The sequence below is a fragment of the Serratia sp. D1N4 genome, from assembly GCF_054552755.1.
In genome coordinates this window covers 5,089,824-5,111,507 of record NZ_CM137274.1, presented here as the reverse complement: position 1 = coordinate 5,111,507, position 21,684 = coordinate 5,089,824, and the positions used below count along the sequence as shown (strand labels likewise).

The window sequence follows — 21,684 nt, the reverse complement described above, 5'->3', positions numbered from 1 at the left end:
TCGAGCTTAAAGACCACTTTGTCATCAACCTCTGGTTAATCAAACTCTTAAAACCCTGCTTGTTAGCGCATGGTCACAAACTCTTCCGCAGCGGTTGGATGGATCGCCACGGTGTTGTCGAAATCTTTCTTGGTCGCGCCCATTTTGATCGCCACGGCGAAACCTTGCAGGATTTCGTCCATGCCGAAGCCAATACCGTGCAGGCCGACGATCTTCTCTTCTGCACCCACGCACACCAGCTTCATGCGGCACGGCTGGCGATGCTGGGTTACCGCGCTGTACATAGCGGTAAAGGCGGATTTGTAGACCTTCACGTTATCTTCGCCGAACTGCTCTTTCGCCTGCGGCTCGGTCAGGCCAATGGTGCCGATCGGCGGGTGGCTGAATACCACGGTGGCGATGTTGCTGTAATCCAGATGCTCGTCTGGCTTGTTGTTGAACAGGCGTTCGGACAGACGACGGCCTGCGGCAACCGCCACCGGGGTCAGCTCAACCGCACCGGTGTTGTCGCCAACGGCGTAGACGCCTTTCACGTTGGTGTTCTGGAATTTATCGACTTCAATGTAACCTTTGGCGTTGGTTTTCACCCCGGTGACCGCCAGGTTCAGGTTGTCGGTGGCGGGTTCGCGGCCAATCGCCCACACCAGGCTGTCGACGATAAACTCTTTACCGCTTTCCAGTTGCAGCGTCAGGCTGCCATCGGCGTTTTTAACGATGGCTTTTGGAATCGATTCGGTGTGCAGCTGTGGCCCTTCGGTGTTCATCACCTCAACCAGGGTTTCTACAATCATCGGATCAAAGCTGCGCAGCGGTGCATGCTTACGCACGAACAGATGGGTTTCTGCTCCCAGCGCGTTCATCACCCCGGCAAGTTCCACCGCGATGTAACCTGCACCCACCACTGCGACGCGTTTAGGCATCGCGTCCAGCTCGAAGAAACCGTCGGAATCGATGCCGTATTCTGCACCAGGAATCGTCGGGTGGCTCGGGCGGCCGCCGGTGGCGATCAGGATATGATCGGCAGTGATGGTTTCGCCATTAACTTCTACCGTGTGCGCGTCAACGAAACGGGCAAAGCCTTTGATCACATCAACCTTGTTTTTACCCAGCACGTTGTCGTAGGAATTATGGATACGATCAATGTACGCGGTACGGTTAGCCACCAGCTTCTTCCAGTCAAACGCGTTGACGGTGGTATCAAAGCCGTAGTCTGGGCCGTATTGATGGATGGCTTCGGCGATCTGTGCCGCGTGCCACATGACCTTTTTCGGTACACAACCCACGTTAACGCAGGTGCCGCCCAGCTCTTTGGCTTCAATCAGTGCGCATTTCTGGCCATACATGGCCGCCCGGTTGATCGATGCGATACCGCCGCTGCCGCCGCCAATTGCTAGATAATCGTAATGTTTCGTCATCTGGGGTTTCCATGAGTTGTGTGATTCGAAGAGGTAGAGTTTAACGCCTGACAGGGGGTTGTCGCAAAGATTGCGTCAATGGCTGTGATAGGCAGAGGTTTGGGCTCCGGCCAGATGTAGAAGAAGTGACTCTACGCGGTGCTGCCGAACGAATGGCATCATCAGGTTGTCAATGCCCCTGCCTGTGGGGATTAGAGGGTAAGCGCGGGCAGAATGAACCGAGCCATAAGACTCACCTAGGGAATCTAAGATAAAGCCTATAGCGATGGTTTTTTTGAGCTTGAATTTGACTTTGACTTTTAGGTTAACTATATAAAAATGACTGAGGTAAAAAAATTACATTGAAAGTGGATGTCAGCACAGTAGGTGGTTAACAATATTCTCTCGCATATTTCCCGTATTAGTTTAGATATCAACTCAATATCCTGGCCGATTGCAGGATATTTACTGATACATGGAAGTCTTTTTTAAAGTAAATATCAAAAGACATAACTGCAAGGGTTAATATTTTAAAGCATCTAAGAGGACATTTTATGGAAAATGTAAAATTACCTTTAAGTGGCAACCCTAACATTGATTTTATTTTGAGACAATACAAGGCGTTGCCTAGTAATGGTGGCAATACCTATACATGGAGTATGGCCAAAACCTCATATACTAACCCTGTACCCAGCACAGAGTTTGGAACCACCTACATCCCTATTCCAGCAGATAATCCTTATAATGATTTAATCAGGAAGTCATTGAATAATCTCAGCACTTTTGCCAATGTCACCTTTAAAGAGGTTGATGAAAGTAAAAATGAAATGGGTGATCTGCGCTTCATGGCGAGCAATGAGCTCAATTTCAGGGCTGCTGGAATAAGCACTCGTATTAATAATGTTAGCACCCTGGTATTCAAAATCGACCCCCCTAATGGTGTCACTGTTCCACCCTCATTTTATGTCTCTGCACACGAAATCGGCCATGCGATGGGGCTCAGTCATACTCAAGTCAAGGTTAATGGGCAATGGAGTGAGGTAAGCAACCTCACTGATGTTACACTCCTGGATACTCTTATGTCGTATAATCAAATGCGGAACTCTTTACACTATCCGCAGGAAAGAACGGCCTTATATAACTCTAAGGGGGGGTATCTGGGTGAGGCACAAACCATCAGTTACGGTATTCTTGATATTCAGGCCTTACAATATATTTATGGTAAAAACACCCACTTCAATGCTGATAATACCACCTATAAATATACACCCGATAAGCTGAATTTCTTTGATACCATCTGGGATGGCGGGGGCAATGACACGCTTGATTTCAGTGCATTCAGTCTTGGGTCAGTCATCGATCTTAATGGGGGCACCAGAAGTTCAATCTATGTTGAAGTCCCTAAACTTGCCCCTGCTAAGTCATACTTGAATTCAATAAGCTATGATGGAACCCATGCTATTGGTCTTGCCTATGGTGCAAATATAGAAAACGCCAATGGAACACAAGGTAATGACACAATATATGGTAATGAATTAAATAATATCATTAAGGGGAATAATGGGAACGATACTCTTTATGGTGGCAAAGGCAATGACACGCTCTATAGCGGCATAGGTAATGATATACTCTATGGCGGAGAGGGTAATGATATTCTCTACGGTGGTGCAGGAGTTAAAACACTAAATGGTGGTGATGGAAATGACTCTCTTTATATAGCGAGTAATAGCATTAACTATCTTTACGGTGGCAGTGGTAATGATAAGTATGTAATAGGTGCTACCAATGCCAGCTATGAGATTTTTGAAGATAAAAACGGTGGGGCATCCGATACTATTGAGTTTTTAGGTGGTATTCAAGCCAACACAACTTTTTATCTGCCTGCCAATGTCGAAAATTTCAGAGCGAATACGATGCTAACAGCAAATAACGCTCAGGCAACGTTGATTGGGAATGAATTAAACAACTCAATCAGTGGCAGCATCTACGCCAATGATATCATCATAGGCGGTAAGGGTAATGATACGTTGCAAGGCTTTAAAGGTAGCGATACCTATATTTTTAACAAAGGTGACGGGAAGGATATCATCTGGGAGTACAATAACGATACCTCTGGCAAGGGTGATACAGACACCTTGATTTTAAATAATATTGATGCAGACCAACTTTGGTTCAGTCGCACCAAAGGTTTATCTGGTGATAGTGATAACCTGCTTATTTCAATATTAAATTCTTCTGACAGTATAACGATACATCACTGGTTTGATAATAATAAGGGCGCTACTTTTAGTAATGGTAAACTAGAGAGCATAAATACTGCTGATGGGGAGTCATTAAATATTGCACAGGTTGATGGCCTTGTGGGAGTAATGCAGGGGGTATTACCACCTTCGTCAGGACACTCGTCAATTATTGATGACTATCTTTCGTTGACTCACGGGGCCATTATATAATTTTAGTTGCTAAGCAATTATACTTTCCGCATAGCAAGGTTAAATGACAGCTTAAAATTAAGGTCATGAGATTTAGCAAATCACGTAATCAGAAGCAAAGGATATGCTCTATACCCAAAATAATGCGAGTTGCAGGGGGCGGTATTCCCCTGCAACTGAATATACCCGTGATCATTGAAAACGCTTGATTTTGTTCGCTACGAGGATCATGCGTTTTACCATGAAGATATTTATCACCGCAGAACAGAAAATCGAACTCGAACGCCTACATGATCCCAGTAGGGATAAGTTCGTTTGTGATCGCATAAAAGCTGTCCTTCTCGCTTCTGAAGGCTGGAGTTCTGTGATGATTGCTCAGGCTTTGCGCCTGCACCAAACAACGGTTGATCACCATATCCGTGAATACCTGAATAAAGGCAAGCTAAAGCCTGAAAATGGCGGTTCTGACGGAATGCTCAACGCTGAACAAACCGAGCAACTTATCCGCCATCTTTCTCAATATTTATTTCATCACACTCTCCAGATTGTGGCTTATGTCGCCCAAACCTGGGGGATCACATATAGTATCCCTGGGATGAATAAATGGCTGCACCGACATGGCTTCAGCTATAAGAAACCCTCAGGCGTACCTCATAAATTCAGTGAAGAGAAACAGCAACAATTTATTGAGTATTATGAAAAATTAAAGATAGATGCAGGCGATGAACCTATTCTTTTTTTGGATGCGGTGCATCCTACTCAAGCAACCAAACTGAGCTTCGGTTGGATAAGAACAGGCGAGAAAAAAGCTGTTGAAACAACGGGCAGCTGTACACGAATGAACATACTGGGGGCATTGGCTCTGAACGATACTGCCCATCCGGTCATTGATGACTATGAAACAATTAATGACTACAGTGCTTGCCAGTTTTTCAATGAGATAAGGAAGGTTTACCCGGATTATAGCCAGCCAATTCATATTATTCTGGATGGCGCAGGATATAACAAAGCAAACCTGGTCAAAGATTGGGCATTTATCTGCAATATCACGTTGCACTACTTGCCCCCTTACAGTCCCAATCTGAACCCCATCGAACGGTTATGGAAGTTGATGCACGAGTGTGCAAGGAATAACCGTTACTTTGCCAACAAGCGAGATTTTCGCGCGGCTATCTTTAACTTTTTTACGGCAACGCTACCTGAGATGGCGGGTGCTTTATCATCCCGGCTTAATGATAATTTTCAGGTGCTGAAGCAAGCACCTTCAAGTTAATCGGGTATATACTCAATCAAAAATCACATTTTTGAAATGATTCATAAAGCACTTTTTGGTGTGTAGGGAGGTTAAGGGACACAGCCTAGATAATCGTAATGTTTCGTCATCTGGGGTTTTCATGAGTTGTGTGATTCGAAGAGGTAGAGTTTAACGCCTGACAGGGGGGGTCGCAAAGATTGCGTCAATGGCTGTGATAGGCAGAGGTTTGCTCCTCTGCCTGGCCGATTTTAAACAATGATCAGTTCAGGTTTTGCCTGACTAAGTGCTTTGTGATCATCGTTGTTGATGCCAGTATCGGTGATGATGATGTCGATCTTGCTCATCGGTAGCACCAGATTAAAGCCGCGACGGCCAAACTTGGTGGAGTCCACCACCGCCACTACGCGTTTTGCCGCCTGCGCCATGACGCTGCTGATGGAAAAACCCTCATTAAAGGTGGTGATGCCGTTGGTGGCATCCAGTCCATCGGCTCCAACAAACATCACATCGCCCGCAATACCTTGCAAGGAAAGCTCTGCGATGGAACCGTGCAGCGAGCGGGTTTTGTGGCGCAGCGTGCCGCCGCAGAGTACCAACGTAATGTCTTTATTATCGGAAAGAGCGAAGGCGGCGGGCAGATTATTGGTGATCACGGTGATATTACCCATTTTCACCAGCTCTTCGGCAATCAACATGGTGGTGCTGCCGCTGTCCAGAATCACCGTATCGCCGGGATTGACCAGCGCGACCGCTTTTAACGCAATGCGTTTTTTTGGGTCTTGCGCCAGTTGGTAGCGTTCTTCCAAGATAATTTCGTCATTGCTTTTCGCCACCTCAGCTTCCTGCTCCAGTGGGCTACCTAACCGGGCTGCGCCGCCGTGAAAGCGGATCAGCAGGCCTTTTTCTTCCAGTAAGCGCAGGTCAGCACGGATAGTGACTTCCGATATTCCGAAGGAATTCGAAAGATCGCTAACCAAGATGCTGCCGTTCTGCTGGATTAAGTCGACAATTTTGTTTCGCCTTTCAAAAGAATTCATCATCCTGACCTATCGAAATGTTTTGCTTTTATTTTATGCGAAAGGGATATGAAAGGGGAGCATAAAGATAAAGGAGATGAGAGATGAAGCAAAAATAATGGCTGCACAGGGCAGCCATTGGAGGTTAATCATCAGCGAGTTTGAGCATTATTTTGCCCTGCATCGGCCCGCCAGCCAGGGCAGACACGTTTGCGGCGTACTGTTCCGGTGGGGCGATGCTGGCAATCAGCGGTTCCAACGCCAGTTCAGCCGCTTGGAACAATTTGATGGCTTGCTGCCACTCTTCCCCCGGCCAGGGCGCGGAATAATTCATCCAACTACCCAACAGCGTCAGCTCTTTGCGCAGTATCTGGCTGAAGGTGGTGTAAGACAGATGCAAATCCTTATGCAGCGTACCGACCAGCGCGATTTGTGCCCGTGGTCCGGCGATCTCCAGTGCTAAGCTGACAGTCTGTGGTGTACCGGCAGTTTCCAGAATCAACTGGTCAAAGCGCCGTGTTTGCAGGTTTTCAGCGATCTGTTGTGCGCTGAGTTCTGCACTGTTAAAGGTGTCCACCGCACTGATTTGGCGTGCCAACTGCAACCGCTCCTCGTTGATGTCGATCGCCGTGACGCTGCGTGCACCCATCGCTTTGGCACATTGGATCGCCAGTTGGCCGATAGTTCCGGCCCCGATGATGATCACTTCTTTATCTTGGCAGCCACCGGCTAACTGAATGGCGTGCAGGCCGACGGTGATCGGCTCAATAAACGCCCCTTGCACCAGGCTGACGTTAGCTGGCAGTTTCACCAGATTAGTGCGCTTTACCACCACCAGCTCGGCGTTGCCGCCGTGGCTGCGTGAACCGATAAATTGGTAATTCTTGCACAATGAATAGTAGTGCCGCTGGCATTCTGGGCACTTAAAGCACGGCAGCAGCGGAACACAGGCCACCGCATCATGTTGTTGTAGGTCAGTTACCTGCTCACCCCAGGCGACAACCCTGCCACTGAATTCATGCCCGAGAGTGATCGGGTAAAAATGCGCCCCTTCGGCGAAGATGCGTGGGATGTCTGAACCGCATAAGCCGGAATAGGCCACCTTTACCAACACCTCATCGGCGGCTTGGAGAGAAGGGGCGGGGCGTTGTTCAACGCACACTTGCCCCTCCGTGTGAATCACGACTGATTTCATAACTTGGACTCCGCAGAAAGAGAGGGGGAGACAAGCTCCCCGGGCAATCAGGAAAGAGCGTTGAGGCTCGCAGCGGCCTGTTGCTTGGCGGCGACTTCTGCCTGCTCAAACTGGCGGGCGCGGCGCCAGGTGAGGAACACTCCGATGGCGTAGATACAGCCGATTACCAGCAAGCCTGCCATGTTTTGCCAGGTCAGCAGTTGGATTAGCAGGTAAGTGATCGGTGAACCTCCCTGGTCCATCGAAGCCACCACGCCACCCGCCTTCAGCGCCCCTGCATTGGCGGCCAGTTGGGTATGCAGACCGATGGTCTGGGTGGCGATCCACAGCGTAATGCTCATGATGATGAAGCCGGAGATCAGCGTGCGGAACAGGTTACCCTGATGCACTGCCACGGCAATGGCGACGAAGAAGCCGATAGTGGCCAGATCGCCAAACGGTAGCACTTGGTTACCCGGCACGATAACGGCGATCAGGATGGTCAGCGGAATAAAGATCAGGCTGGCGGAGACTACTGCGGTATGACCTAACAGCAGCGCCGGGTCAAGGCCGATCAGGAATTCCTGGCCACCAAAGCGTGCCTGTAGGCGTTTGCGCGCATGCTTGGCGATCGGCGTCAGGCCATCCATGATCGGTTTAATCACCCGTGGCATCAGCAGCATTACTGCGGCGGTTTTCACCGCTAGTTGCAGGATGCCTTTCAGATCGTACCCGGCCAGCGCGCCAATAATCAGCCCCATAACAAAGCCGACGGTGACCGGTTCACCGAACGGCCCAAAGCGTTTTTGCACGTCGTCTGCGCTGAAGTGAATGCGGTTCAGGCCGGGAATTTTCTCGATCACGGTATCGACCAGTACGGCGATTGGCCCCATATAGGCAGAGGTCCCGTGTGGAATCGCGATACCTTCCAGCCCGAAAAAGTCGCGGGTATCTTTGGCGAACCAATCTCCCAGCTTGTAGACGAACGCGGCATGCACCACCACGCCTAGGATCCCCAGCCAGTAAGAGCCGGTGGCCAAATGCACCATGGCACCGGTAAAGGTCATGTGCCAGATGTTCCAGATATCCACGTTAACCACCCGTGTCATACGCGTCAGCAGCATCACGATGTTCACCGCAATCGCTACCGGGATGGCGATCAGGGCGATCTGCGACGCCCAGGTCATCGGTGACGATCCGGGCCAGCCGATATCCACCACGTGCAGGTTAATCTGGAACTGTTCGGCCATCGATTTGGCCGCCGGGCCGATTGAATCCAGCATCAGGCCAATCACCAGCCCGATACCCACGAAACCGATGCCGATATGAATGCCGGATTTAAACGAATCCCCCAGCTTCATCCCCAAAATCAGCGAGAAGATGATGATCACGATCGGCAGCATTACAGTCGGGCCGAGATCGAGTATGTAACGCATGATGTCGGTAAACATAGGGCTACTCCGTCAGAAGAGTGAGTATTTTTTGTTTCAGTGCGTCGATACCAACGCCGGAAACAAACGGCATGCCGTGCACCAGCGGGATATCGCCAAATTGGCGATCGACACGCGCGGTGGTGCAGATCAGATCGGCATCGTCCATATAGGTTTCAATCTCGGCCACGCGGCATTGCACCAGATCCAGCTCGATATTGTGCTCCGCGCACAGCTCTTTAATCTCTTCTGCGGCCAGGGTTGAGGTGGCAACGGCACCCCCACAGGCAACGATAATTTTACGCTTCACAGTGTTGCTCCTACATAGGCTTGTTGTTGGGTGGCTGCGGGCGAAGTGAATATCTGTTGTGCAAAAATCTCGCCCAATTTTTCTTCAGGTGCAGTCAGTAACGCATTGATAAATTCGGGGTGCTGTAATTGGCCAAACAGCTTACGCAGCAAGACCAACTGTGCGGCCGGGTCGGTGACGATCAGCGCGATAATCAGCGCTGCCGCAATGGTGCCATCACCATCCGCCTGAGCGAACGGTACTGCTTTGTCTGGGCGGATCAGGTAAATCGCCGGTGTGCGAGCGTGTTCAGCTTCGCAATGCGGTATCGCTACCGCATGTTGCTCCAGGGCGATGCCGGTGGGGTATGTAGCTTCACGCACCAGCAACGCCTGCGGGTAACTGTTGTGTACCACTCCGGTGTTGAGCATGGCGGTACCGATATGTTCCAGCGCCTGCTGCGCATCGGCAAAATGGATGCAGGTGCGAACGAACAGTTGGCTGCTATGCATAGCAAGTCTCTCCGCTGTTTGTTTGCAGTTCAGCCGGGGAACAGCCGAAGCGGTAAGCGCGCAGCACATCCTGAATTTTGTCGATGAGTAACGCATGTGGTTCTTTCGCCAGCTTGTGTTCCATCACACGCTGATATTGCAAAGGAAAGTACTGGCTGAGTAGGCCACCGGGGATCTCCTGCTGGCAGAGGTTTTCCAGCAGTGTCGCCATACTTTGCGCAATACGCGGGTGCGGCCAGTAATAACGAATGCGATCCGACAGGCTGAAATGCAGGTCTATCAATGAACGGCTGAACGTGGGGTGATAGTACTTCTTCCAGTAGTCCGGTTCGTCGAGCATGACTGTGTCAAGTACCGCCAGGATCTGGCTGCGTTTTTCCGGCGCGATTAATACCTGCTCGATATTGGCCATCGCAAACACCGCTTCGCGCAGGGCGAAAGTCAGCGCCGGGCCAACCTTCAGAATCGCGAAGTGGTCGCGCACCAGTTGCTGATAGGCTTCCCGCGTCTGGTAATCGGTGGAATGCGCTTCGTAAACCAGAGGTGTCGTGGTGATGAAGTGGGAAAGCTCGCGGGCCAGTTCTGGTTGGTAAGCGATCACTTGCGAGTGATCGAACTCAACACCCGGTTGCACCACTAGTGCGATAATCCTTGGGATAGCATCTTCCAGCCCAGCTTGGCGGAATGCCTGATAGTGGGTTTCTAGCGTCGCGGCAGCGTCGCTCGCGTGAGTAATATGCACGCTGCCAATGGCGGAGGATTCGCCGCCGGGGACCGGCACTTCGGTGCCGATCACATAGGTTAGCTGCTGTTTTTGCTCAGGCGTGGCTACCTGTTCGGCGATCCGGCACAGGCGTGCGGCGCGTTCAGCTAAGGTGTGGGGATCCAACGGGATCGGATCGTCGGCGCAGGACATGGAAGCGTCCAGGTGGATCTTGCTGAATCCGGCTTTGACGTAATCGGCGATCAGCACTTCCGCCTTTTCCATGGCGCTGGCTGCTGGTTCATGCTGCCAGCAGTTGGGCCCCAGATGATCGCCCCCTAACAGCAGCCGAGAGGTAGGGAAGCCGACGGTTGCCGCAATTTCACTGACAAACTGGCGGAAATCAGCCGGTTTCATGCCGGTGTAGCCGCCAAACTGATTAACCTGGTTGGATGTTGCCTCGATCAGCACCTGACGATTGCTGTGTAAATCCAGGCGGAGTGCAGCTTCAATAACTAACGGGTGTGCCGAACAGACAGAGCAAATACCGATCGGCTCGCCTGCTTTGTGTCTTGCGATGATATTTTTCATTTAACCTCCGTTTACTTACGAATATAATCGTAATGTTTCGAAGTGTTAGCAATGCTCTTTTGTATTATTCGTGATCCAGATCGAAAACTTTGCTGCTGTCTTCAGCCTGCTGGTCTTTCGCTATGGTGGACATCACAAATAAAAGAACTAATTTTTATTTTTAATAATCAATAAGTTGTATTTTCACACGAAGAAGAGGAATAAAATGAAAGCGGCATGAGAGCCGCTTGGTGAAGGATTTTCAACAAAAAGGGAATGGGTTTTAGGTCGCTCAGAGTTTGCCTTCACAACCACACACGTGAATGACCTTTTTCACCACCTGCTGCATGGCCTGCTTAGCCGGTTGCAGATAGTGACGCGGATCGTTGGCCTGCGGGTGCTGCGCCAGATACTGCTTCAGCGCATCCGAAAAAGCGATCTTCAGTTCAGTTGCAACGTTAACCTTACAGACTCCGAGCCGGATAGCGTGCTGAATATCGCCGTCTGGTAAGCCTGAAGCCCCATGCAGAACAAGCGGTACGCTGACCTTATTACGGATTTGCTCCAGGCGAGTGAAATCCAGTTCTGGCGTTCCTTGATAGAGCCCGTGCGCCGTGCCGATCGCCACCGCCAGTGAATCTATGCCGGTGGAACGAACAAACTCCTCGGCCTGCTCTGGCGAGGTATAGTGTGCGTCTTTGGCATCGACGCTGATGCCATCTTCAATCCCGCCTAGCCGCCCCAGTTCCGCTTCAACGCTCACGTCGTAACGATGGCAAAATTCGGTCACCTGCCGCACCAGCGCAATATTTTCTGCCAGCGGCAGGTGTGAGCCGTCGATCATCGCCGAGCGGATCCCTACATTCACTTTGCTTTCAATATCCTGCATGGTTTCATGGTGATCGAGATGCACCGCCAGCGGGATACGATATTCGGCCGCCAGCTGCTTGACGATGGCGACAACATTGGCGGTGCCTGCATAAAGGTAAGTGCCTGGCGTACCGGCCAGGATCACTGGCGAACGCATCTCTGCCGCCGTCTCTGCCACGACCTGCATGGTTTCCAGGTTATGAATATTAAAGGCCGGTACGGCATAGCCCTGTTGTTGTGCTTTTAGCAGCATATTTTTGGTCGAAATGATGTACACCGCACGCCTCCTGTTCTCTTTTCTTACGATATATTTCGTATTCATAATCAAATCGAAATAAAAAATAATCAAATGGTTGTTTCTTAGTTGTGATCTGGATCAGGAAAAGATCGTGATTAAAACGCAGGTTTGCAGAGGGAGACGGGGGAAATAAGAATGGCCGCCCAGGCAGGCGGCCATGTTGGGCATTACTCGGGAACCACCCAGTTCACCAAGTGGTGACCGATACCGGATGGCACCAGCACCTTGTGCAGCCACGGCAGCACGTTGTTCATCTGTTGCTCCAGCTTCCACGGCGGGTTAATCACGATCATGCCAGAGGCGGTCATGCCGCGCTGATCGCTGTCGGGTTTGACCGCCAGTTCGATCTGCAGGATGCGGCGAATACCGGTCGCTTCCAGCTCTTTCAGCATGCGTTTGATCTGCTGGCGCAGTACCACCGGATACCAAAGCGCATAAGTGCCGGTGGCGAAACGCTTGTAGCCTTCCTGAATGCCTTTCACCACGTCCTGATAATCGGTTTTCATTTCATACGGCGGATCCATCAGGATCAGGCCACGGCGTGATAGCGGTGGTAATTGGGATCTGATCTGTTGGTAGCCATCGGCACGTTGCACTTTGGCGCGTTCATCTTTCTGGAACTCACTGCGCAGCAGCGGGTAATCGCTCGGGTGCAGTTCGGTGAGATGAATTTTATCCTGCGGGCGCAGCAACTGGCGGGCAATCAGCGGTGAACCCGGGTAGTAACGCAGGGTGCCCGAACGGTTGAAGTTGTGTACCACGCTCATGTAAGCCGCCAGCTCTTCCGGCAGATCGTCACGCTGCCACAGCAGGCCGATACCCTCCAGGTATTCCCCGGTGCGTTCGGCGTGTTCACCGCTCAGTTGATAACGCCCGGCACCGGAGTGGGTATCCAGATACAGCAGCGGTTTCTCTTTTTCTTTCAGCGCTTCAATGATCAGGCTCTGAACGGTGTGCTTGAGCACGTCGGCGTGGTTGCCAGCGTGAAAACTGTGGCGGTAACTTAACATTTGTATTTATCCGATTGAATTTAAAATACTATTATCGAAAGCATTTATTCTGGCAGGCTGATGAATCTAGGTGTGAAAAGCCCGGGCAAACCAGGCTTATGGTTATGCGACTTTCTGTGCCTGCATTGTGGCATATTTTTGGTCTACCTGGATATCGAAGTCAGTAAACAGTGCCACAGGCTTCACGCTGCGCCCGGTTTTTTCCAGCCTAACAAAGCCATGTGAGCTAAGTGTTTTCAGGGTAACCGACAGGTTGCTAATTTTTCGTCCTGAGAGCTCGGCTAACTCCGTTAGCGTTTCCGGTTTCTGTTCGTCCATCATGCGTAGCAGCGAAATATTCTCGTTGCTTAGCACCTGCGCTAGAGCAATCATGGAGGTAAACCAGACCTTTGGCTCATTAGGTTCAGGTTTGTACTCACCTTTGGCGATCGCCAGCGTTCTTTTGCGAATGAGTTCTTCTGGCATTACACCGATCAGTGCTTTCATTCCGCTAACCTCTCTTTTCTCTTTCCGCGATGACTTCATCCATCTTCTCAAAGAAATCCTGAATCAGTTGGGACGCGGAGGTAAACTCGTAAGGGTATCCCTTATCACTGGGGGTTCTATGAATATGGTCATACACCAATCGGCCCGCATATTTGCCTTTTTTCGGTGGCTTGATGGCATGGGCATTATCCATACCAAATACCCTCGTATTGTGCTTATCATGCACTGTAAGGCTGTATCGAATGCCATGTGGAATAAAACTATTGGGTTTAACCCGCCATGCTTCAACTTTCCACCAGTAACCATCTTCTCGGTTGACTTTTTGCCCATGTAATTCAAGTAGATATTCTAAACTAGAATCATGTTGCATATCGCTTCCTTGTGATGCTTATGATCTAATCATAACCTTGTGTTGCTTAAAGTTCAAACCATAAAAGACCCTATGCCCCCTAATGGCACTTTCCCTCAATCGCCGCCATTGATTTTCCTGTCATTTGGCACCATGTTAGTGAGACATTCGTATTTACTCGGCCTGATGTCCGCATCCGGCCCACAACGCCAATCAGGACTGCCCTTATGACCAATCCGTTGCTGACCCCGTTTTCCCTGCCGCCGTTTTCGGCGATTCGCCCTGAAGATATCGTGCCTGCGGTGCAATCCGCGCTGGCTGATTGCCGTGCTGCGGTGGAGCGCGTGGTCGCTCAGCCGGGGCCGTTTACCTGGGAAAACCTGTGCCAGCCGCTGGCGGAGTCTGACGATCGTCTGTCACGCATCTGGTCGCCGGTTGGCCATTTGAATGCGGTGAAAAACAGCCCAGAGCTGCGCGAAGCCTACGAGCAGGCGTTGCCGCTGCTGTCTGAATACGGTACCTGGGTGGGCCAGCACGAAGGTTTGTATCAGGCGTATCGCAGCCTGAAAGAGGGCGCAGGCTTCGCTCAACTGACTACGCCACAGCGTAAATCGGTGGAAAACGCGCTGCGTGATTTTGAACTGTCGGGCATTGGCCTGCCGGTTGAGAAACAGAAACGCTACGGTGAGATCGTCGCGCGCCTGTCTGAATTGGGTTCCACCTACAGCAACAACGTGCTCGATGCCACCATGGGCTGGAGCAAGCTGATTACCGACGTCAATGAACTGAGTGGCCTGCCGGAAAGCGCGTTGGCGCAAGCACAGGCGATGGCCCAGGCCAAAGAGCAGGAAGGCTGGTTGCTGACGCTGGACATGCCGAGCTATCTGCCGGTCATGACCTATGCCGACAATCAGGCGCTGCGTGAAGAGATGTACCGCGCCTTTGCTACCCGGGCTTCCGATCAGGGGCCGAACGCCGGTAAATGGGACAACAGCGAAGTGATGGCAGAAACGCTGGCGCTGCGCCATGAACTGGCGGAGCTGTTGGGCTTTGCCAGCTATGCCGATAAATCCCTCGCCACCAAAATGGCAGAAAATCCGGAGCAGGTGCTGGGGTTCCTGAACGACTTGGCCAAGCGTGCGCGTCCGCAGGCGGAGCAGGAACTGGCGCAGTTACGTGCTTTCGCCAAGCAGCATTACGGTGTGGAAGAGCTTGAGGCTTGGGACATTACCTATTACGGCGAAAAGCAGAAACAGCATCTGTTCTCCATCAGCGACGAACAGCTGCGCCCCTACTTCCCTGAACAGCGCGTCGTTGAAGGGCTGTTCGAAGTGGTGAAACGCATTTACGGCATTACCGCCAAAGAGCGTAAAGATGTGGATACTTGGCATCCGGAAGTGCGCTTCTTCGATTTGTTCGATGCTAATGGCGAACTGCGCGGCAGCTTCTATCTGGATCTGTACGCCCGTGAGAACAAGCGCGGTGGGGCGTGGATGGACGATTGCGTCGGCAGCCTGCGCAAGGCGAACGGCGAACTGCAAAAACCGGTGGCTTACCTCACCTGTAACTTTAACCGTCCGCTGGGCGATAAACCGGCGCTGTTTACCCATAACGAAGTCACCACGCTGTTCCACGAGTTTGGTCATGGCCTGCACCATATGCTGACGCAGATCGATACCGCCGGTGTCTCTGGTATCAACGGTGTGCCGTGGGATGCGGTCGAGCTGCCGAGCCAGTTTATGGAAAACTGGTGCTGGGAGCCGGAAGCGCTGGCGTTTATCTCCGGCCACTTTGAAACCGGTGAACCGCTGCCAAAAGCCTTGCTGGACAAGATGCTGGAAGCGAAAAACTATCAGGCGGCGCTGTTTATTCTGCGTCAGTTGGAGTTCGGCCTGTTCGATTTCCGTATGCATGCGGAATACAGCCCAGAAAAGGGTGCGCAGATCCTGCCAACGCTGTTTGACGTGAAGAAAACCGTGGCGGTCGTGCCTTCGCCGAGCTGGGGCCGTTTCCCACATGCCTTCAGCCACATCTTTGCCGGTGGCTACGCGGCGGGTTACTACAGCTATCTGTGGGCGGAAGTGCTGTCGGCAGATGCCTACTCACGCTTTGAGGAAGAAGGGATTTTCAACGCACAAACTGGTAAATCCTTCCTGGATAACATCCTGTCGCGCGGCGGTTCTGAAGAGCCGATGGAATTGTTCAAACGCTTCCGTGGCCGTGAACCGAAGCTGGATGCTATGCTGCGCCATTACGGTATTAAAGGATAACCCGCCACGTGAGCGTGTTTTTATTGTGTGAAGCAGGCGCCGATCCCGGCGCCTTGTCTATTCTGGCTGAGCGCTGGCAGCTGACTTCCGACGACGATGCGGTGGTGGCGCTGGTATTGACGCCGGAGCGGCTGGAACTGCGCAAGCGCGATGAGCCGAAGCTTGGCGCGATCTACGTTGATTTTGTTGCAGGCCCGATGGCGCACCGGCGGCGTTTCGGCGGCGGCCGTGGTGAAGCGGTTGCCAAAGCGGTGGGCATTAAGGGCAATACTCTGCCCAGCGTGGTGGATGCTACCGCCGGGCTGGGGCGCGATGCCTTTGTGCTGGCGGCGCTCGGTTGCCAGGTGCGCATGCTGGAGCGTAATCCGGTGGTTGCTGCGTTGTTGGACGACGGTTTGCAGCGTGGCTATCAGGACGCCGAGATCGGCCCGTGGCTGCGGGAACGTATGACGCTGCTGCACGCTTCCAGCCTGACGGCGCTGGCGGATCTCGATCCGCGCCCGGAAGTGGTGTATCTCGATCCGATGTATCCGCATAAGCAGAAAAGTGCGCTGGTGAAGAAGGAAATGCGGGTGTTTCAGTCGCTGGTGGGCAGTGATGATGATGCCGATGGTTTGCTTGAACCGGCTCGCCGCCTGGCCACCAAGCGCATCGTGGTGAAACGCCCAGACTACGCACCGCCGCTGGCGAATGTTCCAGCCCATGCGGCAACCACCACCAAAAATCACCGCTTCGATATTTATATGCCGCTGTAAAGCGGCAGATTATTCAGCCAAGAGGTTTTCCCCTGATCTTGCCCAGGTTAGGGGAGCGTTGCTGGTCAATCATTGAACCATCTCACATTTCCTATGCTCCTTCTGCAATGCTGCTGGTATGTCTGGAATGCACCTCGCATAATCCCATTTAATTACAATTATCTATGATTAAATCACATCATGAAAAAGACGCTTCTGTCCTTGCTGCTTTGCTTGAGCACCTCTGTTATGGCCGCTGAACCGGTAAATATCACCATTCTGGGCACTTCCGATCTGCATGGCACCTTTGTGCCTTGGGATTACTCCACCGATACTGAAAATCTGGCGGGCAGCCTGAGCCAGATCGCGACTCAGGTGCACCAGGTGCGTGCCCAGCAGCCGAACGTGATTCTGGTGGATGCCGGTGACACCATCCAGGGCAACTTTGTTGAAACCTTCAAGAATGACCAAACCAGCCCGATGATCCTCGGATTTAACGCGTTGGATTACGACGTGTGGGTGATGGGCAACCACGAGTTTGATTTTGGTTTGAAAGCGCTGGCAACCCCGATTAGCCAATTTAAAGGGGCTGCGCTGGCGGGTAATATTTTCTGGCAAAGCGGTAAGCCTTATTTGCCTTCCTACAAGATCGTTGAACGGCAAGGGGTGAAGATTGGCATTATCGGCATGGATACGCCGATGACCGCCGAGTTTGCCAAAGGCACCGATCGTATCGATGGCCTGACATTTACCGATCCGGTGCAGGCGGTGAAAAACGTGATCCAGCAGATCCACGGCCAGGTGGATGCGATCGTGCTGGTAGCACATATGGGGATCGATAATGAGAACCAGCGGCCGGGCACCGGCGTGGGGGATATTGCGCGCGCCAATCCGGAATTGGCGGCAATCGTGGCTGGGCATATGCACGTCAAAGTGGATAAAGAGCTGATCAATGGTGTGATCGTCACCGAACCGGATAAATATGGCCGTGCGCTATCGCGTATCGATCTGCAATTCGAGCAGCAGAACGGTAAGTATGTGTTGATCAATAAAGACAGCTACACCTACCCGATCAAAGGGATGGCGTCCGACAAAAAATTGGAAGAGATCTATCAGCCGTTCCATACCATTCTGCGTGCCAATGCTAACCGGCCGATTGCGCAATTGACGGGGCAGGATTTGGTGCCGCCGGATGCGGTGAAGGGCATCCCGCAGGTACATATTCAGGATACCGGCATTAGCGCGTTATATCAGGAAGCGGCTCGCTACTATGCACCGCAGGCGCAGGTGGTTGCGTTGCAGATTGATAACGATCGGCCAAAGCTGAACGTGGGCACTATTACCGCCAAAGACATCGCCTTTAACTATCAATATGCTGGGGGTGAAATCACCGTTTACCAACTTACCGGCAAAGAGTTGAAAAAGTATATGGAGTGGGTCGGGGATTATTTCAATCAGCAACAGGATGGCGATGTGACCTACAGCTTTAACCCGCAGCGCCGTGCATCTAAATACTCCACCAACGACTTTTTTGATGGTGTGACCTATACCATCGATCTGCGTAAACCGGTTGGGCAACGGATCACTGACCTGAAGCTGAACGACGGCACCCCTGTAACCGACAGCATGCCGATTCGTTTGGGGATGAACAGCTACCGCATGGGCCACCTGACGCAGAAAGGCGGGGTGTTGGAGGGTATGCAGTTCCCGGTTCTTTCAGACACCAAGGCCGAATATGGCGAAGAGGCGGGCACGATCCGCAATCTGACTATCCGCTATCTGACCGAGGTGAAGCAGGGCCAATATCAGGGCAAAGCGATGCAACGTTGGAAACTGGTGGGGCTGGAAGGTTATGAACGTGAGCGCAAGATCGTCGAAAAACTGCTGAACGACGGTAAAATCAGCGTACCTACTACCGACGATGGCCGCTACAGCAATGTGGCTTCCATCAACGTCAAAGAACTGTTGTTCAGCGATCCACAGGCGATGCAGCAGCAGATGACGGCGTTGCGGCAACAGGCGCAGGCGGCGACCGATCCGGTCATCAAACAGCGGCTGAACGATCGGTTAGTGATTATTGGGGCGATTAACTGAGGTTGCCTCAACAGGAAGGGGATCCATCAGGCAAAATTAATGCCGGCTTCAGCGCTAATGCTTGTCAGTTAAGGCTAACCAGTTCCCTCTCCCTTGGGGCTGTCTCTTATACACAACGTGTTCGTCTCTGTAAGTCAGGTGTAATGGGAATTGCCGTAAAAGATCATAATCCGATGGAACAATAATGGACGGCAATTGCAGGGCCCAAGGCGGGGCCCTGCACCCGCGCCTACGCTTAACATGGCCTGCCCGCTGCGCGGGTACCTTCGCTACGCCCCCGTTGCCGGACGGGTCGGCTCAATTCACGTCCCTGTTCATATCGCCTCAACCGGCCATCCATGGCCGGTTGCCCCTGGCAACGGTGTCTTGCTCAGCAGGCCATGATGCGCTTAACGTCAACACCCGAATCTGTAAGTAACGGGCAAATTTTATAATGGTATTGATAACAGCGTGTCAAACTCCGTTGTTGGTGAGATGAGCACTGATGTTGAAGCCATTGAAGGCGCTGAACGCAGACACGGCGCATAAGTGACCGCGCCACGGACGGCGCGTTCATCACATTGCCAATGTGTACACAATATGTTTAGCGACCTAAATAAACACTCATTCCCCTACTTCAAGATGTGAACAAGAGACAGCCCTTGGGGAGAGGGTTAGGGTGAGGGGAAGATCACCGAACTCAAGCCCCTCACCCCGGCCCTCTCCCACAGGGAGAGGGAGGCCACACCTTTAGCATCTGCTGCATCATTATTATGCAGTTTTGCGCTTAACTGACCGGCATTACGGCTTCAGCGCCGGCATTTAACAGGTCTATCTCACCGAACAGGGCTTAGAGCACGCCCTGAGCCAGCATCGCGTCAGCAATTTTAACGAACCCGGCAATGTTAGCACCGTGAACGTAATGCGTTTGCTTGCTTTCACCGCCGTATTCGACGCAGGCCTGATGAATATCCGCCATGATATGACGCAGGCGAACATCCACTTTCTCGGCTCGCCAGTTAAGACGTGCGGCGTTCTGCGCCATTTCCAGGCCAGAGGTGGCTACGCCACCGGCATTGGCTGCTTTGCCCGGAGCGAACAGCACGCCCGCTTCGAGGAAGGCATCGGTAGCCTGAATGGTGGTTGGCATGTTGGCGCCTTCTGCTACGGCTTTGACCCCGTTGCGGATCAGCGTTTGTGCGGCTTCCAGATCCAGTTCGTTCTGCGTAGCGCAAGGCAGGGCGATATCCACCGGTACGTTCCACGGCTGCTGGCCTGCCAGATAGGTCAGGCCACGCTCACGGGCGTAATCTTCTACGCGGCCGTAACGCTGGTTCTTGATTTCTGCCAGGTGAGCCAGTTTCTCGGTGGTGAAGCCCGCTTCGTCCACCACGGTGCCGCCTGAGTCGGAAACGGTGATCACGCGAGCGTCCAGTTCTAACGCTTTCTCGATGGTGTATTGCGCCACGTTACCGGAACCGGATACCGCTACGCGCATGCCTTCAAAACCCAGGCCGTGGCGTTGCAGCATTGAATCGGTAAAGTAAACCAGGCCGTAACCGGTTGCTTCCGGGCGTATCAAGCTGCCGCCGAACGACAGGCCTTTGCCGGTGAACACGCAAGAGGTGTTGTTGGACAGCTTCTTCATCATGCCAGCCATAAAGCCCACTTCGCGGCCGCCTACGCCGATATCCCCAGCAGGTACATCGGTATCTGGGCCTAGGTGGCGATAAAGTTCGGTCATTAACGCCTGGCAGAAACGCATGATTTCGCCCTGGCTTTTGCCCTTCGGATCAAAGTCAGAACCGCCTTTACCACCGCCCATCGGCAGCGTGGTCAGGGCATTCTTGAAGGTCTGCTCAAAGCCAAGGAACTTCAGAATGGACGTGTTGACCGACGGGTGGAAACGCATGCCGCCTTTATACGGGCCGATGGCAGAGTTGAACTGGATACGGTAAGCGCGATTCACACGTACCTTGCCAAGATCGTCCACCCAGCTGACGCGGAACTGAATAATGCGCTCAGGCTCAACCAGGCGCTCTAACAAGGCATGGTCACGGTAATGTGGGTTGCGTTCAATGAAGGGCCACAATGAGGTGAAAACTTCACGTACTGCCTGTAAATATTCCGGTTGATGCGAGTTATGGCGCTTTAGCGAGGTTAGAAACGATTCCAGTGATACAGCTTGTTCCATGAATAAACTCCTTTTAGCATTTGGGTTCCCCTGTTTTTATAGATGTAGCTCACAGTTGGGGAGGATGTTGTGTCTATATCGACTATATCACCGGGGGCAGGCTGAATAACAAGTAATAAATAGGGGGTATACAACGAAAAACGCCCGCATTAGGCGGGCGCTGGCAAGCGGGGTTAGCAAATACTTACTTTTCTTCTTCGTCACGCAGCGGCACAATCAGCATGTCGATGTGCACGGTGTTGATCAACTGGCGTGCAGAAGACATCAGTTTGCTCCAGAAATCCTGGTGGTGGCCGCACAGCACCAGATCCACGTCATATTTCTTGATGGCATCGACCAGCACCTGTGCCAGATCGCCGCTGCCGCTCAGGGTTTCGCTGATCGGATAGCCCGCATTTTGCGAAAGTTCGGTTAACGCCTGGTGAGTTTCTTCGGAGATACGTTTCTGCATATCGCCGAGATTGACATCGATCAGGCCGGTATACAGATCGGAATAGTTAACATCAACGTGGATCAGGGAGACTTTGGCATTGTACGGTCGCGCCATGGATACTGCTTTTTCTACCAGAATTTTGCTTTCCGGTGATAGGTCAACCGCGATCAGAATGTGTTTGTAAGCCATGAG

At 52.1% G+C, this 21,684-nt stretch carries 18 protein-coding genes; 5 read left to right on the top strand and 13 right to left on the bottom strand.

The window, feature by feature from the left end; all coding sequences use genetic code 11:
- Positions 1 to 62 precede the first annotated feature (62 nt).
- Positions 63 to 1,415 (bottom strand): glutathione-disulfide reductase, encoded by a 1,353-nt coding sequence (gene gorA, locus ACX1CU_RS22980; protein WP_459400485.1) that lies wholly within the window; start codon positions 1,413 to 1,415, stop codon positions 63 to 65.
- 533 nt (positions 1,416 to 1,948) lie between these two features.
- Here gorA and ACX1CU_RS22975 point away from each other — a divergent pair.
- A complete protein-coding gene (locus ACX1CU_RS22975) occupies positions 1,949 to 3,847 on the top strand; it encodes a M10 family metallopeptidase C-terminal domain-containing protein (RefSeq protein WP_459400484.1) in 1,899 nt (632 codons plus the stop codon).
- Between the two features lie 220 nt (positions 3,848 to 4,067).
- Entirely contained in the window at positions 4,068 to 5,099 is a 1,032-nt protein-coding gene (locus ACX1CU_RS22970; RefSeq protein ID WP_459400483.1) for an IS630 family transposase, read from the top strand.
- 230 nt (positions 5,100 to 5,329) lie between these two features.
- Here ACX1CU_RS22970 and ACX1CU_RS22965 read toward each other — a convergent pair whose 3' ends face one another.
- The 10 genes from ACX1CU_RS22965 to ACX1CU_RS22920 all read right to left on the bottom strand — a co-directional run bounded on the left by ACX1CU_RS22965 (position 5,330) and on the right by ACX1CU_RS22920 (position 13,809).
- Positions 5,330 to 6,118: a DeoR/GlpR family DNA-binding transcription regulator gene (locus ACX1CU_RS22965; protein ID WP_459402893.1), complete on the bottom strand. Its 789-nt coding sequence runs from the start codon at positions 6,116 to 6,118 to the stop codon at positions 5,330 to 5,332.
- A gap of 124 nt (positions 6,119 to 6,242) precedes the next feature.
- Entirely contained in the window at positions 6,243 to 7,292 is a 1,050-nt protein-coding gene (gene gatD / locus ACX1CU_RS22960) for a galactitol-1-phosphate 5-dehydrogenase (RefSeq protein ID WP_459400482.1), read from the bottom strand.
- Between the two features lie 47 nt (positions 7,293 to 7,339).
- Positions 7,340 to 8,722: a galactitol-specific PTS transporter subunit IIC gene (locus ACX1CU_RS22955; protein ID WP_459400481.1), complete on the bottom strand. Its 1,383-nt coding sequence runs from the start codon at positions 8,720 to 8,722 to the stop codon at positions 7,340 to 7,342.
- Between the two features lie 4 nt (positions 8,723 to 8,726).
- Positions 8,727 to 9,011, bottom strand: coding sequence for a PTS galactitol transporter subunit IIB (gatB, locus tag ACX1CU_RS22950; RefSeq protein ID WP_459400480.1), 285 nt, complete (start codon positions 9,009 to 9,011; stop codon positions 8,727 to 8,729).
- Entirely contained in the window at positions 9,008 to 9,502 is a 495-nt protein-coding gene (gene gatA / locus ACX1CU_RS22945; protein WP_459400479.1) for a PTS galactitol transporter subunit IIA, read from the bottom strand. Before gatA ends, gatB begins: the two co-directional genes overlap by 4 nt.
- Positions 9,495 to 10,796, bottom strand: coding sequence for a tagatose-bisphosphate aldolase subunit GatZ (gene gatZ, locus ACX1CU_RS22940; RefSeq protein ID WP_459400478.1), 1,302 nt, complete (start codon positions 10,794 to 10,796; stop codon positions 9,495 to 9,497). The genes gatA and gatZ overlap by 8 nt, the downstream gene beginning before the upstream one ends.
- Positions 10,797 to 11,067: 271 nt before the next feature.
- Positions 11,068 to 11,922: a tagatose bisphosphate family class II aldolase gene (locus tag ACX1CU_RS22935; protein WP_459400477.1), complete on the bottom strand. Its 855-nt coding sequence runs from the start codon at positions 11,920 to 11,922 to the stop codon at positions 11,068 to 11,070.
- Between the two features lie 188 nt (positions 11,923 to 12,110).
- The gene (locus ACX1CU_RS22930) at positions 12,111 to 12,953 is read right to left on the bottom strand and encodes a 23S rRNA (adenine(2030)-N(6))-methyltransferase RlmJ (RefSeq protein ID WP_459400476.1); all 843 of its coding nucleotides are present in this window, start codon (positions 12,951 to 12,953) and stop codon (positions 12,111 to 12,113) included.
- Positions 12,954 to 13,055: 102 nt separating this feature from the next.
- On the bottom strand, positions 13,056 to 13,439 hold the full coding sequence (locus ACX1CU_RS22925; RefSeq protein ID WP_459400475.1) for an HVO_A0114 family putative DNA-binding protein: 384 nt from the start codon (positions 13,437 to 13,439) through the stop codon (positions 13,056 to 13,058).
- Positions 13,440 to 13,443: 4 nt separating this feature from the next.
- Positions 13,444 to 13,809: a toxin-antitoxin system TumE family protein gene (locus tag ACX1CU_RS22920; protein WP_459400474.1), complete on the bottom strand. Its 366-nt coding sequence runs from the start codon at positions 13,807 to 13,809 to the stop codon at positions 13,444 to 13,446.
- A 206-nt stretch (positions 13,810 to 14,015) separates the two neighbouring features.
- On the opposite strand from ACX1CU_RS22920, the gene prlC reads away from it, so the two are divergent.
- From prlC to ACX1CU_RS22905, 3 genes are all read left to right on the top strand, one after another.
- A complete protein-coding gene (prlC, locus tag ACX1CU_RS22915) occupies positions 14,016 to 16,058 on the top strand; it encodes an oligopeptidase A (protein ID WP_459400473.1) in 2,043 nt (680 codons plus the stop codon).
- A gap of 8 nt (positions 16,059 to 16,066) precedes the next feature.
- Positions 16,067 to 16,813 carry a 16S rRNA (guanine(1516)-N(2))-methyltransferase RsmJ gene (gene rsmJ, locus ACX1CU_RS22910; RefSeq protein ID WP_459400472.1) on the top strand — a complete coding sequence of 249 codons (747 nt, stop codon included), beginning with the start codon at positions 16,067 to 16,069 and terminating at the stop codon, positions 16,811 to 16,813.
- A gap of 180 nt (positions 16,814 to 16,993) precedes the next feature.
- Positions 16,994 to 18,886 carry a bifunctional metallophosphatase/5'-nucleotidase gene (locus ACX1CU_RS22905; protein ID WP_459400471.1) on the top strand — a complete coding sequence of 631 codons (1,893 nt, stop codon included), beginning with the start codon at positions 16,994 to 16,996 and terminating at the stop codon, positions 18,884 to 18,886.
- Positions 18,887 to 19,715: 829 nt separating this feature from the next.
- Here the strand turns inward: ACX1CU_RS22905 and gdhA are convergent.
- On the bottom strand, positions 19,716 to 21,059 hold the full coding sequence (gene gdhA, locus ACX1CU_RS22900; RefSeq protein WP_459400470.1) for an NADP-specific glutamate dehydrogenase: 1,344 nt from the start codon (positions 21,057 to 21,059) through the stop codon (positions 19,716 to 19,718).
- Between the two features lie 184 nt (positions 21,060 to 21,243).
- The gene (gene uspA, locus ACX1CU_RS22895) at positions 21,244 to 21,681 is read right to left on the bottom strand and encodes a universal stress protein UspA (protein ID WP_459400469.1); all 438 of its coding nucleotides are present in this window, start codon (positions 21,679 to 21,681) and stop codon (positions 21,244 to 21,246) included.
- Positions 21,682 to 21,684 lie beyond the last annotated feature (3 nt).